This is a genomic window from Actinomadura sp. 3N508 (assembly GCF_044326375.1).
Classification (GTDB): Bacteria; Actinomycetota; Actinomycetes; order Streptosporangiales; family Streptosporangiaceae; genus Spirillospora.
Genome location: NZ_JBIRAX010000005.1, coordinates 438,452 through 452,759, shown reverse-complemented (window position 1 = coordinate 452,759; position 14,308 = coordinate 438,452). Strand labels below are relative to the sequence as shown.

16 protein-coding genes are annotated in these 14,308 nt (G+C 70.9%); 6 read left to right on the top strand and 10 right to left on the bottom strand.

Annotated elements, in window-relative coordinates; all coding sequences use genetic code 11:
• Positions 1–28: 28 nt before the first annotated feature.
• On the bottom strand, positions 29–457 hold the full coding sequence (locus ACH34S_RS20790) for an ATP-binding protein (protein WP_395954344.1): 429 nt from the start codon (positions 455–457) through the stop codon (positions 29–31).
• A 101-nt stretch (positions 458–558) separates the two neighbouring features.
• Between ACH34S_RS20790 and ACH34S_RS20785 the strand changes: the two genes are divergently transcribed.
• The gene (locus ACH34S_RS20785; protein WP_395954343.1) at positions 559–1,374 is read left to right on the top strand and encodes a helix-turn-helix transcriptional regulator; all 816 of its coding nucleotides are present in this window, start codon (positions 559–561) and stop codon (positions 1,372–1,374) included.
• Complete coding sequence (locus tag ACH34S_RS20780) at positions 1,371–1,568, top strand: DUF397 domain-containing protein (RefSeq protein WP_395954342.1); 198 nt, start codon at positions 1,371–1,373, stop codon at positions 1,566–1,568. The genes ACH34S_RS20785 and ACH34S_RS20780 overlap by 4 nt, the downstream gene beginning before the upstream one ends.
• Positions 1,569–1,661: 93 nt before the next feature.
• Here ACH34S_RS20780 and ACH34S_RS20775 read toward each other — a convergent pair whose 3' ends face one another.
• Positions 1,662–2,072 carry a hypothetical protein gene (locus ACH34S_RS20775; protein WP_395954341.1) on the bottom strand — a complete coding sequence of 137 codons (411 nt, stop codon included), beginning with the start codon at positions 2,070–2,072 and terminating at the stop codon, positions 1,662–1,664.
• Between the two features lie 173 nt (positions 2,073–2,245).
• The gene (locus ACH34S_RS20770) at positions 2,246–4,087 is read right to left on the bottom strand and encodes an alpha/beta fold hydrolase (RefSeq protein ID WP_395954340.1); all 1,842 of its coding nucleotides are present in this window, start codon (positions 4,085–4,087) and stop codon (positions 2,246–2,248) included.
• Between the two features lie 172 nt (positions 4,088–4,259).
• Between ACH34S_RS20770 and ACH34S_RS20765 the strand changes: the two genes are divergently transcribed.
• A complete protein-coding gene (locus ACH34S_RS20765) occupies positions 4,260–5,084 on the top strand; it encodes a glutamate racemase (protein ID WP_395954339.1) in 825 nt (274 codons plus the stop codon).
• On the opposite strand, the gene ACH34S_RS20760 is transcribed toward ACH34S_RS20765, so the two are convergent.
• The 6 genes from ACH34S_RS20760 to ACH34S_RS20735 form a co-directional block, all read right to left on the bottom strand.
• Positions 5,081–5,818, bottom strand: a complete 738-nt coding sequence (locus ACH34S_RS20760) for a GAP family protein (protein ID WP_395954338.1) — start codon at positions 5,816–5,818, stop codon at positions 5,081–5,083. The genes ACH34S_RS20765 and ACH34S_RS20760 overlap by 4 nt on opposite strands.
• Positions 5,815–6,408 carry a TetR/AcrR family transcriptional regulator gene (locus ACH34S_RS20755; protein WP_395954337.1) on the bottom strand — a complete coding sequence of 198 codons (594 nt, stop codon included), beginning with the start codon at positions 6,406–6,408 and terminating at the stop codon, positions 5,815–5,817. The genes ACH34S_RS20760 and ACH34S_RS20755 overlap by 4 nt, the downstream gene beginning before the upstream one ends.
• A 23-nt stretch (positions 6,409–6,431) precedes the next feature.
• Complete coding sequence (locus ACH34S_RS20750; protein ID WP_395954336.1) at positions 6,432–6,875, bottom strand: MerR family transcriptional regulator; 444 nt, start codon at positions 6,873–6,875, stop codon at positions 6,432–6,434.
• Complete coding sequence (locus ACH34S_RS20745; protein ID WP_395954335.1) at positions 6,872–7,240, bottom strand: hypothetical protein; 369 nt, start codon at positions 7,238–7,240, stop codon at positions 6,872–6,874. Before ACH34S_RS20745 ends, ACH34S_RS20750 begins: the two co-directional genes overlap by 4 nt.
• 250 nt (positions 7,241–7,490) lie before the next feature.
• Entirely contained in the window at positions 7,491–8,045 is a 555-nt protein-coding gene (locus ACH34S_RS20740; protein ID WP_395954334.1) for a dihydrofolate reductase family protein, read from the bottom strand.
• 203 nt (positions 8,046–8,248) lie between these two features.
• On the bottom strand, positions 8,249–8,896 hold the full coding sequence (locus ACH34S_RS20735; protein ID WP_395954333.1) for a Uma2 family endonuclease: 648 nt from the start codon (positions 8,894–8,896) through the stop codon (positions 8,249–8,251).
• A 242-nt stretch (positions 8,897–9,138) separates the two neighbouring features.
• Between ACH34S_RS20735 and ACH34S_RS20730 the strand changes: the two genes are divergently transcribed.
• From ACH34S_RS20730 to ACH34S_RS20720, 3 genes are all read left to right on the top strand, one after another.
• The gene (locus ACH34S_RS20730) at positions 9,139–9,444 is read left to right on the top strand and encodes a hypothetical protein (protein WP_395954332.1); all 306 of its coding nucleotides are present in this window, start codon (positions 9,139–9,141) and stop codon (positions 9,442–9,444) included.
• 66 nt (positions 9,445–9,510) lie between these two features.
• Positions 9,511–10,491 carry a 2-dehydropantoate 2-reductase gene (locus ACH34S_RS20725; RefSeq protein WP_395954331.1) on the top strand — a complete coding sequence of 327 codons (981 nt, stop codon included), beginning with the start codon at positions 9,511–9,513 and terminating at the stop codon, positions 10,489–10,491.
• Between the two features lie 117 nt (positions 10,492–10,608).
• Positions 10,609–13,383, top strand: a complete 2,775-nt coding sequence (locus tag ACH34S_RS20720) for an FAD-binding and (Fe-S)-binding domain-containing protein (protein WP_395954548.1) — start codon at positions 10,609–10,611, stop codon at positions 13,381–13,383.
• Here ACH34S_RS20720 and ACH34S_RS20715 read toward each other — a convergent pair.
• Positions 13,380–14,126 carry an IclR family transcriptional regulator gene (locus tag ACH34S_RS20715; protein WP_395954330.1) on the bottom strand — a complete coding sequence of 249 codons (747 nt, stop codon included), beginning with the start codon at positions 14,124–14,126 and terminating at the stop codon, positions 13,380–13,382. The genes ACH34S_RS20720 and ACH34S_RS20715 overlap by 4 nt on opposite strands.
• Positions 14,127–14,308 lie beyond the last annotated feature (182 nt).

Sequence of the window (14,308 nt, the reverse complement as noted above, 5' to 3'; positions counted from 1 at the left end):
ATACTCCCCCACGATCGCACGCCCAAGATCAGGGGATCATTCGCGCCCAGACCCACTTTCCGCCGAACGGGTCGCACGTGACCCCGGTCGATGCGGAAAGCGCCCGGACGATGTGCAGGCCACGCCCGCCATTGTCGTCGAACGACTCCTCCGACTGGTCGAACACGTCGAGGATCAGCTCGCTCATCGGCTGGAGCTTCGGCATTTCCGACGACTGGTCCCAGACGGCGATGATGACGCCCTGCGGGTCCCGGCTGAGCTGGAACCGGATCTCCGTGTACGGCGCCTGCTGCGCCGCGTTCGTGACCAACTCGGAGACGACGATGAGCGAATCGTCGAGGATATGGGAATAGTCCCATTTGCGTAGCCGGGCGGCCACGACCATCCGCGCGATCCCCACCGCCGCCGGCGTACCCGCCAACTTGATGATCAAATCCCCCGCCACCGTCGTGACCATCTTCGCTCCCTTGTCTCGTTTTCCGATTTCGTGTGACAAGGGTCACCGCACATGCTTAGCTACTCCTTGTAGTCGTGCGAGTTGAAAACAAAGGAGATGAGATGTCGCGCGTCCGCGAGCCTCTCGACCCCCGGATCTCGATGTGGCACTTCCTCGCCTTCTTCATGCGTTTCATGAGGGAGAAGGCAGGGATGTCGCTCGCCCAGTGCGGCGAGATCATGGGAGCGGCGCGGTCCAGCGTTTCCAACCTCGAAGCGGGTCGGCGCCGTCCGCAGGAGGACCACATGCGCCTCCTCGACAAGCACTACGGGACGGGCCTGCTCTTCCAGCTTTTGCTCTGGTTCGCCCGAATGGCCCACGACCCCGACTGGGCGCGCCAGTGCATGGAATACGAGAAGGAGTCCACCGCGATCAAGACGTACCACGGAAAGGCGATCCCCCGCCCCTTCCAGACCGAGGGCTACATCCGCGCGCTCCTCGAAACGGAATCCACCAAGGACATCGAGGCCGCGATCGCCATGCGCGTCGAGCGCCAGCGCCTGATCATGGAGCGTTCGGACGCGCCTACGCTCTGGATACTCGTCGACGAGAGTGTGCTGGGGTCTCCCATCGGTGGACGTGAGGTCATGAAGCAGCAGTTGGAGCATCTGCTCGACATGGCGAGCCAGCCGAACGTCATCATGCGAATCGTGCCTACTGCCGCAGGCGCTCACCAGGGATTCGACGGGCCCTTCCAGATCATCTGTCTGGAAGAGCGGGACGTCGCCTACGCCGGAGCCCAACACGGCGGACGCTTGATCGAGGGCCCCAGTGAGGTGCGAGACTTTTCGACTAGGTTCGAGCGCATCGGCGCGAAGGCCCTCCCGGAAGCCGCTTCGCGCGCCCTCGTCGAGAAGTACTTGGAGCAGTACTCATGATCGTTCACTGGCGGAAGAGCACTCACAGCGGCGGCACCAATGACCACCAGTGCGTTGAGGTGGGACGTCTTGCTCGTGGGGTCGGGGTGCGGGACTCCAAGGATCCGGAGGGTGGGCACCTCGCCCTCTCGGGGGACGGGTTCGCCGGGTTGGTGCGGGTGATCAAGGACGGGTCGGCGCGGTCCACGGGGTGAGGGTGGCACTGGCCCTGTGGCAACCCGCCGGTGAACCGGCGGGTTGCCCGTTCTACCCGTCCGCGCCTTCTGAATCGGGACGGGCGGAAGCCGTCAGAAGCTCTGCTTGATCGTGTTGGACCTGATCACGAACGCCTTCGCGAGAACCGGGTCGCGGTAGGTGACGTTCACGTAGATCTCGTCTACGCCCCAATCCTCATCGAGGGACTCGCAGGGGATCCTCTGCTGGATCACGAAGTTGCCCGCGGCGTCACTGGTGAAGCCGCCCTTGTCCAGGATCTCGTCGTCGTCCACCGGGTCCTCGCCGCGGACCTTCAGGAACAGGCCCGTGACGTTCGGCTGAACCAGGTGCGCGTGTCCGCGGACGGTGATCAGGCAGGTGAGGTTCGAGCCGCTGACCTTGCCGATGTTGAGCGAGGCGCTGCTGGCCGCGGCGCTCGCGGTGCCGCCCATTCCCGCGAGCATCCCGGCCGACAGGAGCCCGGCCGCGGGCAGCGCGACCATTCTGCGTAGGTGAGACAACGTAACTCCCCCTTCACGGCAGGCCGGATGCCTGCCCGTCCTGCCGAGCGTCCCGCCTCGCGCTGGACGGTTGCCGGGCAGGCGCTGGGCGGGCCTTCCCATCGGTCTCCCATCGGCTGCCAAGGGCCGCCGGCTCACCCTCTCCGCGGGACCGCTCAGCCGGGCGCCACGGGCCGTTCCACCGCCGGAAGGCTCGGACGGCAGAGCGCCGGATCACCATCGCGGAGAAAGCCGAGCGCGGTCTGGAGCAAGGTCGCCGAGTCACCCCGCCACGGCAGGTGGTCCTTGCCGTCCAAGGCTATGAACGACGCGCCGGGGATCCGCCGCGCCACGTCCTGGCCGAGCGTGAACGGTATGGCGCGGTCTTCGCGACGATGCAGGACGAGCGTCGGCGCGCGCACGCCGCCGAGCCGATCGCGGACGTCGTAGCCGTAGACCATGCGCAGCGAGGTCTCCAGGATGGCCGGTGTCACGGACGCCCGGAGGAACGCGGCGAACTCGTCGCGTTCCCCGGTGGTCCCGTCCGGGACGAAGACGTCGGCGAGCAGCCTGGAGCCGACACCCGCGTGGGCGCCGACGATCGAGAGGAGCGACTCCCGCGCCTGGCGTTCGGTTATCTCCGCGCCGTAGGCGTAGCAGCCGTACAGGACGAGCCGCTCAACCCTGTCCGGGCGCATCGCCGCATAGCCCGCCGACACGCATCCTCCGGACGAGCCGCCGAACAGCGCCACCCCGTCGTCGGGCCCGGCGACGTCGTCGACCACGGCCGCCAGGACGGCGATCTCATCGTCCAGGTCGGTGCTGGGCAACGCGTCCCGGTCGGACAGGCCGCTGCCAGGGCTGTCGTACCGGACCACGGTGAAACGCTCCGCGAGCGCGGTGACGAACCGCCGGAAGCGCGGGTTGCGCCATTCCAGCTCCAGGTGGCTGCAAAACCAGCCGCCGATCACCAGGAGGGGCCCCGACCCGACGGCGGACCATGCGGCCCGGCGACCGTTCACGGCGGTGAAGCGCACCAGCTGCTCGGCCGGACGCGCCGGTCCGCGATGGCGCGCGTGGCCCCGGCCGGCCCGGCTCCTGCCGTCGGGACGCGAGGTGCCGGCGGGGCCCCCGGGGCTCCGGCGCGGCGGCCGCGCCGGATCGGCGAGCGACCCGGCGTTCCGTCCGGGCGCAGGGTCGCCGTTGATCGAGGCGGCGATGTCGCTCGCGGCGGTGGGCGCCTCGGTTCCGGACAGGATCTGCCGGTGCAGCGCCTGCAGCGAGGCCGACGGCTCGACGCCCAGCTCGTCCACGAGAGTCTCGCGGAGCCGCCGGAACGCGGCCAGCGCGTCGCTCTGGCGTCCGGCCCGCGCCAAGGCGGTCATAAGCGACGCCCAGAAGCGCTCGCGCAGCGGATGGAGGCGTACGTAGGACCGCAGCTCACCGACGACGTCGGCGTGCCGGCCCAACCGCAGATCGATCTCGACGCGGTCCTCGAGTGCCGCGAGCCTGTCCTCCTCCAGGCGCAGGGCCTCCGGCCCGCACGCGTCCAGCGAGAGCCCGTCCAGGACGGGACCGCGCCACAGCGCGAGAGCCTGCGTCAGCAGTGCCGAACGCTCGTCCAGCGCGGTCATGGAACCGTCGCCCGCGAGCGCGTGCGCGGCCGTGGTCAGCTCCTCGAACCGATCCCGGTCGAGCTCGCCCGGCCGGGCCTCCAGCACATAGCCGGGCGCACGCGTGAGGATCGGCGGCGGCCGGCCGTCCGCGGACAGAACCCGGCGGAGCCGCGCGACACATCCCTGCAACAACTCGCGCGCCGCGGAAGGAGGCTGATCCGCCCACAAATGCTCGATCAACCGATCGGTGGAAACGACCCGGTTGGCGTGTAACAGAAGCACGGCCAGCAACGCCTGCTGCTGCGGTCCGCCAATCGCGAGACGCGCTTCACCGTCCGTCACCTCAAGTGGGCCGAGAATCCGAAACCGCACAACGCCCCCCAGAAAAGCGCTCGCCCGCATTTCGAGGCTACAGGCGCAAACCGGGCACGATCCCGCACTGGCTTAATGCGGACTTCGGCGCCGCGCGGCGGCGGTGGCGCGGCTCGAATATCCCGCTCCCCGGACGATCCCGGCCTCGGATCGGCCGGACCGATCGCGTCGCCGCCTGAGCGGTCTTGATAGCTTGACCGGCGTGAAGGTGGCATTGATCGACTCGGGACTCGGACTCCTCTCCACCGCCGGCTGGCTGCGGCATCTGGCCCCGCAGCTCGATCTGCTCCTCCTCATGGACCCCGAAGGCGCGCCCTGGGGCCCGCGGACCACGTCCTTCATCACCGACCGCCTGTTCAGCGCCGCCCGCACCGCGATCGACCGGGACGCGGAGGCGATCGTGGTGCCCTGCAACACCGCCACGGTCACCGCGATCGACGTCCTGCGGCGGGAGATCGAGCCCGCGGTGCCGGTGATCGGGACCGTTCCCGCCGTGAAACCGGCCGCGGCGGCGGGACGGAGCATCGCGGTGTGGGCGACCGTCCGGACGACGGCGAGCAGCTACCAGGCGCGCCTGATCGCCGAGTTCGCGAACGGCAAGCCGGTCGAGCAGGTCGCCTGCCCCGGCCTGGCCGAGGCGATCGACCACGGGGACGTGGCCGCCGCGTCCAAGGCGATCGACGACGCGGCCGAGCGAACCCCGGATCACTGCGACGCCGTGGTCCTGGGCTGCACGCACTATCCGCTGGTGGCGCCAGAGATTCTGCAGCGGTTGCCCGCAGGCACGACCCTCTACGACAGCGCGGAGGCGGTCGCCCGCCAGACGCTGCGGCGTCTCCCCCGGCCCACCGTCCCGGACGGCACAGTCGGCGGCGTCGACGTGATGCTCAGCGGCCGGAGCGGAGATCTCCCGGCGAGCGCCCATGCCTACCCCGTGGGCCGCGCTCTCGCTGCCGCAGGAGAGGTATCCAGGGAGACCCTCCTCCCCGAGTCGTCTCAGGCCCCGCCCGTGGAGGAACGGGCCTAGCCGGGTTCTGCGAGCAGGGTGATCGCGGCGTTCAGGGCCATCCCGATGCCGATTCCGCCGACCGTCCAGCCGACGGCTTTGGCGCTGTTGCGGGTGAACCAGTCGTTGATCCGCCGCAGCACCGGCTCGGCCCGGTCGTGCGCGGCGATCCGGACGGCGCCGAGCAGCACGGCCGGGAGGATCATCACGACGCAGTAGCCCGCCAGCGCCCCGCCGGTGACCTGCCACGTCACGTCGGCGTTGGCGATGAGCCCGACGGCCGCCAGGTAGGGCACCATCGTGGCGACCTCCAGCGTGGTGGCCACCAACGCGAGGCTCATCAGCCCGCGCACGCCCCGTCCGCCCACGCCCTCGCCTTCCGGGGCGGTCATGGCCGCCGTCCGCCAGCGTTGCAGCCGGCCCGGCTCGCCCGCCCGGCTGCGGGCACGCGCCTCCAGCCGGTAGCTCCACGCGATGACGGCGACACCGGCGACGAGCTGCGCGATCCGCAGGTGCGTCGGCGGGACGTCGGCGAACGCCTCCCGGACCGCCTCCAGCGCGGCACCGGCCCCCAGCACCAGCAGGACGCCGACGCAGAAGTAGAACGCCGCGACCGTGGCCAGGTAGATCGCGATCCGGCCGGTGCGCACGCGGCCCGGGGTGAGCAGCAGCCAGATGGGGATCAGGAGGGTGCCGAAGCTGGTGCTGTCCAGCAGCGCCAGCCCGGTCAGTGCGAGCGCGAGCGTCGTGCTCATCGGTCGAACAGCCGGTCGACGTAGGCGCTCAACGCGGCGCTCATGCTGGACGCGTCGAACCCGTCCCCGGTCGCCGCGTGGTGCAGGCACAGGCCGTCCACGAATGCGACGAGTGCCATCGCCTCTGCTTCGACGTCAGCGTCCGTGGCCAGTTCGCCGGCGCGCTGCGCGCCCCGAAGCGCCTCCTCGACGCCCCGCAGGAGCCGCGCGGTGGCGTCCCGGTGGATGGCGGCCATGCCGGGGTCGGTGAGCGACGCCTGCACGAAGCTCAGCCAGACCCGCAGTTCGGCGCGCCGCTCGTCCGTCAGCGGCAGGAACGTCTCCATCAGCCGCATGACGAACTCGCGGATCGGCGGCTGGACCGGCACGGCGGCGGTGCGCTCCTCGGCGCGCCGGTAGACGTACTCGATGCCGAACCTGAGCAGCTCGTCCTTCGAGCGGAAGTAGCGCTGGACGAGGCCCACGGAGACACCGGCCGTCCGCGCCACGTCGGCGAGCGTGGTCCGCGCGAGCCCCCGTTCGGCGACCACGCTCACCAGCGCGGAGGCGACCTCACTGCGCCTGGTGTCGGCGTCGGCATGGCGCGTCATACAGAAAATAATACCGCAATATTTTACTGCCCGGCGAGGTCGGCGAACGGCAGCGGGCAACCCTCTTCGGCGGCGCAGGCGACCAGATCGTCGCACCCGGCCTCCAGGGCCTGGCGCAGCGTGCCCGCGATGACCTGCAAATCAGCGATCTTGGCTTCGACCTCGGCCAGCTTGACCTGGGCGCTCTCCCGCAGCCCGGCATCCGGACGCCGCCGACGGTGCCGATGTCCATGACCCGCCTCCAGGAGTTCGGCGACCTCCTCCAGAGTGAAGCCCAGCCGCTGCGCGGTCTTGATCACCCGCAGCAGCGTCACCGCCTCGGCCGGATACAACCGGTGCCCGCCCGGCGTCCGCTCCGGCGCGCGCAGCAGGCCGCGCCGCTCGTAGTAGCGCAGCGTCTGCTGGTTCACCCCGGCCGCGGCCGCGACCTGCCCGCTGCGCAACGGGCCGCCATCAGCGGTGGTCACGGCCGCGTCCCGCCACTGATGCGGGTGGCGCGGGCGGCCAGCGCGTCCAGCACCTCGACGTGGCGCTCGTCGACGCCGACCTGCAATGCCAGTGCGCCACCGGTCGCGGTCAGCGTGAAGGTGAAGAACGAGCAGCACCCGGTCTCCCGGGCCGCCAGCTCGGCGGCCCGTCCGGCCACCAGCGGGTCGGCGCGCAACTCCAGCCGCACCCGGCCGGGCCCCTCCGGCTGGACGGTGGTCACGGCGTCGGCGAACAGGGCATCGAACTCGGCCACCCGCAAGGGCCGCTCGGCGGTCGGCAGACTGCACGCCTGCGGCGTCCACCCATCACCGTCCGGCCCCGTCGATACTTGCGTCAGCTCCATGTCTTCACGGTAAGCCTGTACCCCGGTACCGGATTCAACCGCCGAGGAGAACCGATGACCGGCCACCGCGTTCGGTGCGCACGGCATCGCCGCGAACCTCGGCGGTTCTCCGACCACGCCGTGACCTCGCTGCTCGCCCTGTACGACCGCGCCTTCGGCGGCTACGGGCCGGGCTCCTCGTCGCACTCCTCCCACTGGCGGACGCCCTGTGCCGCCTTGTCCCGGCCGCGTCCGACACCACCACTTGATGTCAGGCCCGCACATAGCGCAGGAACATGGTCCCCGAGGCGAACGAACGGTGCTCGACCAGGCGCAGCGGCAGTTCCTTCCCCACGGGCAGGAACGGCTTGCCGCCCCCGATCATCACGGGGAACGCGTACACCCAGAACTCGTCGATCAGGTCCACCATGGACGCGGCCAGCTCCGGGCCGCCGATCTCCAGGTTGCCGTCGACCTCCTGCTTGAGGCGCGTCACCGTCGACCGGGCGTCCTCGCGGCGGACGAGCGTGCACCCTTCAGGGACGCTCTGGAGGGTGTCGGAGAAGACGTAGCGCGGCGTCTCCTTGTACAGCCCGGCGAACTCGCGCTCGACGGCCGGGGCGCCTTCCTTGCCGAGCTGCCGCGTCCAGGGCTCCTCCATCATCTCGTACAGCCGCCGCCCGAACAGGAGCGCCGAGGCCCGCCGGATCTGGTCGTTCGCCGCCTGGTGGACGTCCTCGGCCGGCGTCAGGAACCCGAAACCGCCGCCGGAATCCTCGACGTAGCCGTCGGCCGACGTGTGCATCCCGTAGATGACCTTCCCCATGAACCTCTCCTAGCTCGTAGAACCCGTCTAGAGAGTGAGACCCGGCAACCCCCCGAAACTCATCACACCCAGGGACTGCCCGCCCGGCCACCCGACCACGGCCCTCCCCTGTCCCGGCCTCGGAGGCTCGGACCCCGCGATGGGTGACCGTGAGACTGACCCCCACCAAGGTCACCACCGGCTGACGACGCGATCAGTGAAGGTCACACGCGGGGCGCCACCTCTAGGTGCTCCCACAGGATCTCGATCGGGAACGGGTCCGTCGCGGTGACGGCGACCGGGCCCATGTCCCGGTGCGTGGTCGCGATGTGCGTGTACCGGTGCGAGCCGTCCGTCAAGGCATAGCGCTCGATGGAGAGTGCGCCCACCTTGTCGAAGGCCACCAGCCAGTAATGCGGAATGCCCGCATCGGCGTAGTCGCCCATCTTGTGCACGCGGTCACGCCGTCCCGACCACGTCGACAGCACCTCGGCCGCGATCAGGACGTGCTCGGCCGCGAGCTGCTCGAACTCAGGAATGCAGCGATGCAGAACCGCATCCGGCTTGCGCGCTGTGGGTGGCACGTCCCATAGAAGGGCATCGACCTCGGTGTTCGTCTCATAGCACTCTGCCCGGCCGCTCCGCCGGATCTGCTCCACCGCCGCTTGTTCGAGAGCCATGGAGAGCCGGGTGCCAACCTTCTGATGATCGCGGCCACGTTGTTCGCGCGGCACGACGTAGCCATCGACGACCTCCATGTCCCGCCGGATGTCTTCGTCGATCTCGAGGAACATCTCCCAGGTGATCGGCTCATGTTGCTGCTCATGCCAGACGGTCATGGTCACGCTTTCCAACTCGGCGGACGGCGTCACCGATCCTACGGGCCGTGACCTGCGCTCACCTTCGCATCACCGGCGACACGTTCGCTGGAGCGGGCCGCGGGGTGGATGTCGGTGGTCTCGGGCGTCTCGGCCATGGGTCCCTCCCCGGGTCCTGCCTTGACGATCGGCGTTCGCGGTGGGAATTCGACCGGGCCTGAGGTCAAGGGACGATCGCGAAACCCCGTGGAGACAGGGCGTTGACGGGGGTGGGCTTCCGCTGGATGCTGGCGATCATGAACGTGTTACGCGGGAGAGTGGTCCGGGGCGGCATGGGTGAGCACCTCTACGTCCTCGACAAGGACGCGGACGGCTACTCCGTGCACGCCAAGCTCCAGCGCTGGACGAAGATCAACATCGGTGACATCTGGGACTGGCGGGACTTCCGCACCGGCTGCTACGACACGACCGGCATTGGCAGCCCGGACCGGCACTGCAACTACTCGTTCGGCGAGAACCGGGGAATCCGCGTCTGCGTCGTGCGGAAGAAGAACGGTGACCGCTACGGCTCCTGGCAGTGCAGTCCCCGCACCAATTCCTGAAACCGGGGTCGGTGATCGGCGGCGGCCGGGGGACGCTCGCCGCCGTCGAGCTGAGGAGGGCGTCCCATGAGGGTGTGCGTGTTCGGGCTGGGTGCGGTCGGCGGGCTGATCGCGGCGCGGCTGGGCCGGGCCGGTGTCGACGTGGTCGCGGTCGCGCGCGGGGAGACGTTGAAGGCCGTCCGGAAGCGGGGCGGGCTGCTGCTCCTGGACGAGGCCGGACGGTCCGAGCCCATCCCGGTGGAGGTAGTCGAGGACCCCGCCGAGCTGGGCCCGCAGGACGTGGTGGTCACCGCGGTCAAGGCGACCGCGCTGCCCCGGGCGGCCGGTGCGATCGCGCGGCTCGTCGGGGAGTGGAGCGTGATCGTGCCCGTCATGAACGGGATCCCGTGGTGGTTCTTCTACGGCCTCGACGAGGACATCCGGCTGAACTCGATCGATCCCAGAGGGATCGTGTCGGCCAAGCTGCCGCCGCGGCAGGTCGTCGGGAGCGTCCTGCACCTGTCGGTGTCGTGCCCGGAGCCGGGCGTCGTCCGGCATTCGGCGGGTGAGCGGGTCATCCTCGGCGAGCCGCGCGGGGGCGGGTACGAGCGGGTCGAGTCGATCGCCGGGCCGCTGCGGCGGGCCGGGTTCGAGGTGGAGGTCGCGGAGCGGATCCAGCGGAGCGTGTGGTTCAAGCTGTGGGGCAACATGACCCTGAACCCGCTGTCGGTGCTGACCGGGGCGACCATGGACCGGATGCTGGACGATCCGCTCGTGCGCGCGTTCGCGACCGCGTGCATGCGGGAGGCGGCGGAGGTCGGCGCGCAGATCGGGCTGCCGATCTACACCGACCCCGAGGACCGGCACGCGATCAGCCGCGGGCTCGGCGCGGTCCGGACCTCGATGCTCCAGGACGCCGACGCCGGCCGTCCCATCGAGCTGGACGCGCTGGTCACGGCGGTGACCGAGCTGGCCCGCGAGGTCGGCGTCCGCACGCCCTCGATCGACGCGCTGCTGGGACTCGCCCGGCTGAACGCGCAGGTGCGGGGTCTCTACTCCGCCGGGTGACCTACCGTTGGAACCGTGACGGATCGTCCCGAGAACAGCACCGAGCGCGGCGAACTGGTGGCCGCGCTGCGGCGGGCGGGGATCGGCGGGGTCGACGACTCCGCGCTCGCCCGGTCGATGTACTCCTCCGACGCCTCGCTGTACCGCGTCCCGCCGCAGGTGGTGGTGACGCCGCGGGAGGCCGGCGAGCTGCCGGAGGTGCTCGGCGTGTGCCGGGACGCGGGGGTGCCGCTGACGATGCGGGGCGGCGGGACGTCCATCGCGGGCAACGCGGTCGGGCCGGGCGTGGTCGTGGACGTCAGCCGGCACCTGAACCGGGTGCTGGAGATCGACCCGGAGGCGGGGACGGCGCTGGTCGAACCGGGCATCGTGCAGGCGCGGCTGCATCAGGTCGCGGCGGTGCACGGGCTGCGGTTCGGGCCCGATCCGTCGACGCGGACGCGGGCGACGCTCGGCGGGATGATCGGCAACAACGCGTGCGGGTCGCGGGCGCTCGGCTACGGGCGGACCAGCGACAACGTGCTCGGGCTCGACGTCGTCGCCGGGTCAGGCGAGCGGCTGCGGCTCGGCGACATGCCGGGCGCCGGGGCCGAGAGCGCGGTTCTGGAGAGGCTTCGAGGGCTTGTCGGCGAGCGTCTCGCGGTGGTCCGGACGGAGTTCGGGCGGTTCGGGCGTCAGGTGTCCGGCTACTCGCTTGAGCATCTGCTGCCCGAGAACGGGTTCGACGTCGCGCGGGCCCTGGTGGGCAGCGAGGGGACCCTTGCCCTGACGATGGCGGCGCGGATCCGGATGGTGCGCGAGCCTGAATGCCGGCTGCTGGTCGTGCTCGGGTACGGGTCGATGGCGGAGGCCGCCGACGCCGTCCCGGCGATCCTGCCGTTCGGGCCCGTGGCGTGCGAGGGTCTCGACTCGCGGATCACCGGGGTGGTGCGGGAGCGGCGCGGGCCGGACGCGGTGCCGCCGCTGCCGCGCGGGTCCGGGTGGATGCTCGTGGAGCTGGCGGGGTCGGAGATCGGGGCCTTGCGCACCACCGCGCGGCGGGTCGTGAAGGAGTCGGGCTGTGTCGACTCGATGTTCGTCGAGGACATGGCGCTCGGCGACGCGCTGTGGCGGATCCGGGAGGACGGGTCCGGGCTCGTGGCGCGGACCCCCGGCGGCGAGCAGGCCCACGCCGGCTGGGAGGACTCGGCCGTCCCGCCGGAGCGGCTCGGCGAATACCTGCGCGAACTCGAGGCGCTGCTGGACGGCTATGACCTGTTCGGCGTTCCCTACGGGCATTTCGGGGACGGGTGCATTCACGTCCGCATCGACTTCCCGTTCGGGCGAGACGGCGAAGCGGGCACGCGTGTTTTCCGCAGTTTCCTGAACGAGGCGGCGACGCTCGCGGCGCGGCATGGCGGCACCATGTCCGGCGAGCACGGCGACGGGCGGGCGCGGAGCGAATTGCTGCCGCACATGTACTCGGCCGAGGCGCTGGCATTGTGCTCGGCGGTCAAGGACGTCTTCGACCCGGATGATCTGCTGAATCCCGGGATCATCGTGCGCCCGGCGGCGGTGGACGCGGATCTGCGTCCGGCGCAGGTCGTCCCGCTGAAACGCGGGCTGGGTCTCGCCTTCCGGGACGATCGCGGTGACCTTTCGCGGGCCGTGCACCGGTGTACTGGAGTGGGCAAATGCCGTGCCGACAACACCGGCGCGGGCGGGGTGATGTGCCCGTCATACCTGGCGACGAGGGAGGAAAAGGACTCGACGCGGGGACGGGCCCGGGTGCTGCAAGAGGTCGTCAACGGGAAACTCGGCCCGGACGGCTGGAAATCCGAGGCCCTGCACGACGTGCTCGATCTGTGCCTTTCGTGCAAGGGATGCGCCTCGGACTGCCCGACCGGGATCGACATGGCGTCCTACAAGGCGGAGGCGCTGCACCGGCGCTACCGGCGGAAGCTCCGGCCGCGCTCCCACTACGCGCTCGGCCGGCTCCCCCGCTGGACGCGCCTCGCCGCCAAGATCCCGGCGGTCATCAAGATCATGAATGTGGCGATGCGGGCGCGGGTGGTGAAACCGCTGGTGGCGTGGGGTGCGGGCATCGACCGGCGCCGGACGCTGCCCGCGTTCGCGCCCGTGACGTTCCGCCGCTGGTTCGCGTCCCACACGAGCGCGCAGGGGCGCAACGGTGAGGTCGTGCTGTTCGTCGACAGCTTCACCGACGCCTTCTCCCCCGAGGTGGGGAAGGCGACCGTGAAGGTGCTGGAGCACGCCGGGTACCGGGTGTCCGTCACCGAGCGTCCGGTGTGCTGCGGGATCACCTGGATCTCGACCGGGCAACTGGACGGGGCGCGCGCGCAGGCCAGGCGTACCGTCCGGGCGCTGCTCCCCCACGTCCGGCGCGGCGCCAAGGTCGTCGGGATGGAGCCGTCCTGCACGGGCGTGCTGCGCTCCGACGCGGAAGAGCTGCTGAGCGGGGTGGACGCGGCCGCCGCCCGCGAGGTCGCCGCCGCGACCCGCACGCTCGCCGAACTCCTCGCCGAGACCCCCGGCTGGACGCCGCCCGACCTGTCCGGCGTCGAAGGGATCGCCCAGCCCCACTGCCATCACCACGCCGTCATGGGCTGGACGAAGGACGCCGCCCTCCTCAAGGACGCGGGCGCTGCTGTGGACCGCCTCGGAAACTGCTGCGGGCTCGCTGGAAACTTCGGTGTCGAGAAGGGGCATCACGACGTGTCGGTCGCGGTCGCCGAGCAGCAACTGCTCCCGGCCGTGCGGAAAACAGGAGAAAACGGCGTCGTGCTGGCGGACGGGTTCAGCTGCCGCACCCAGCTCCGCGAGCTCTCCGACCGCGACGGCGAGCACCTCGCGCAACTCCTCGCCCGCCATCTGCCGGAAGGCGATGGCTAAGGCTCGCCGCCCAGCGTCCGCGACAGGGTGAGCGCGGCGGTGTGGACGGCCGGGGCGACCACGGCCAGCCGCATCTTCGTCGACCAGCCCGACACCGACAGCGCGCCGAGCGCCAGCCCGTCCGGGCCGAGGACGGGGCTCGCCGCGCACACGATGCCCTTCCCCGACTCCTCCCGGTCGTAGGCGACGCCCTCCCGCCGGATCCGCTCCAGCTCCTTCGCGAGGAGGCCGGGCGCGGTGACGCTCCGCTCGCTCGTCTTGACGAGATCAGACTCCAGGACGGCCTTCGCCACGTCCGGCGGGGAGAACGCCAGGATCGCCTTCCCGACCCCGGTCACGTGCGCGGGCAGCCGCCCGCCGACCTGGGACGGCAGCCGCGGCCCGCCCGGCGAGCCGAGGATCTCCACGTAGACGACCTCGCCGCCCTCCAGCACCGCCAGGTGGACGGTCTGCCGGGTCGCCTCCCGCAGGTCCGACATGTAGGGGACGGCGGCGTCGCGCAGCACCCGCTGGCGCGGCACCCGCTGCCCGATCTCGAACAGCTTCAGCCCGAGCCGCACCCGCGTGCCGCGCCGCTCCAGCAGCCCGGCCTCCACCAGGTCGAGCGCGATCCGGTGCGCCGTCGACTTCGGCAGGCCGCTGCGGCGGGCCAGCTCGGCGGCGCCGAGCCCGTCGTCGTCGGCGCGGAACGCGCCCAGCACGGCGACGGCGCGGCGCAGGAACGAGTCGTCGCCGGACGTCATCGAGCCCTACCTTTCTGGGGGACGGCCCCCAGCCCCCCGGAGAGTCGGCCCGAAGATCCTCGCTCCGCTCCGGTCATCGAGCCTCCATGAAACAAGTGTCCCACCACGCGGGACGCGCGCGTTGCCCGCATCGCCCCAGGTGGGACAGGCTCGTCGCGTACCCCAGACGATGTGCGCGACGA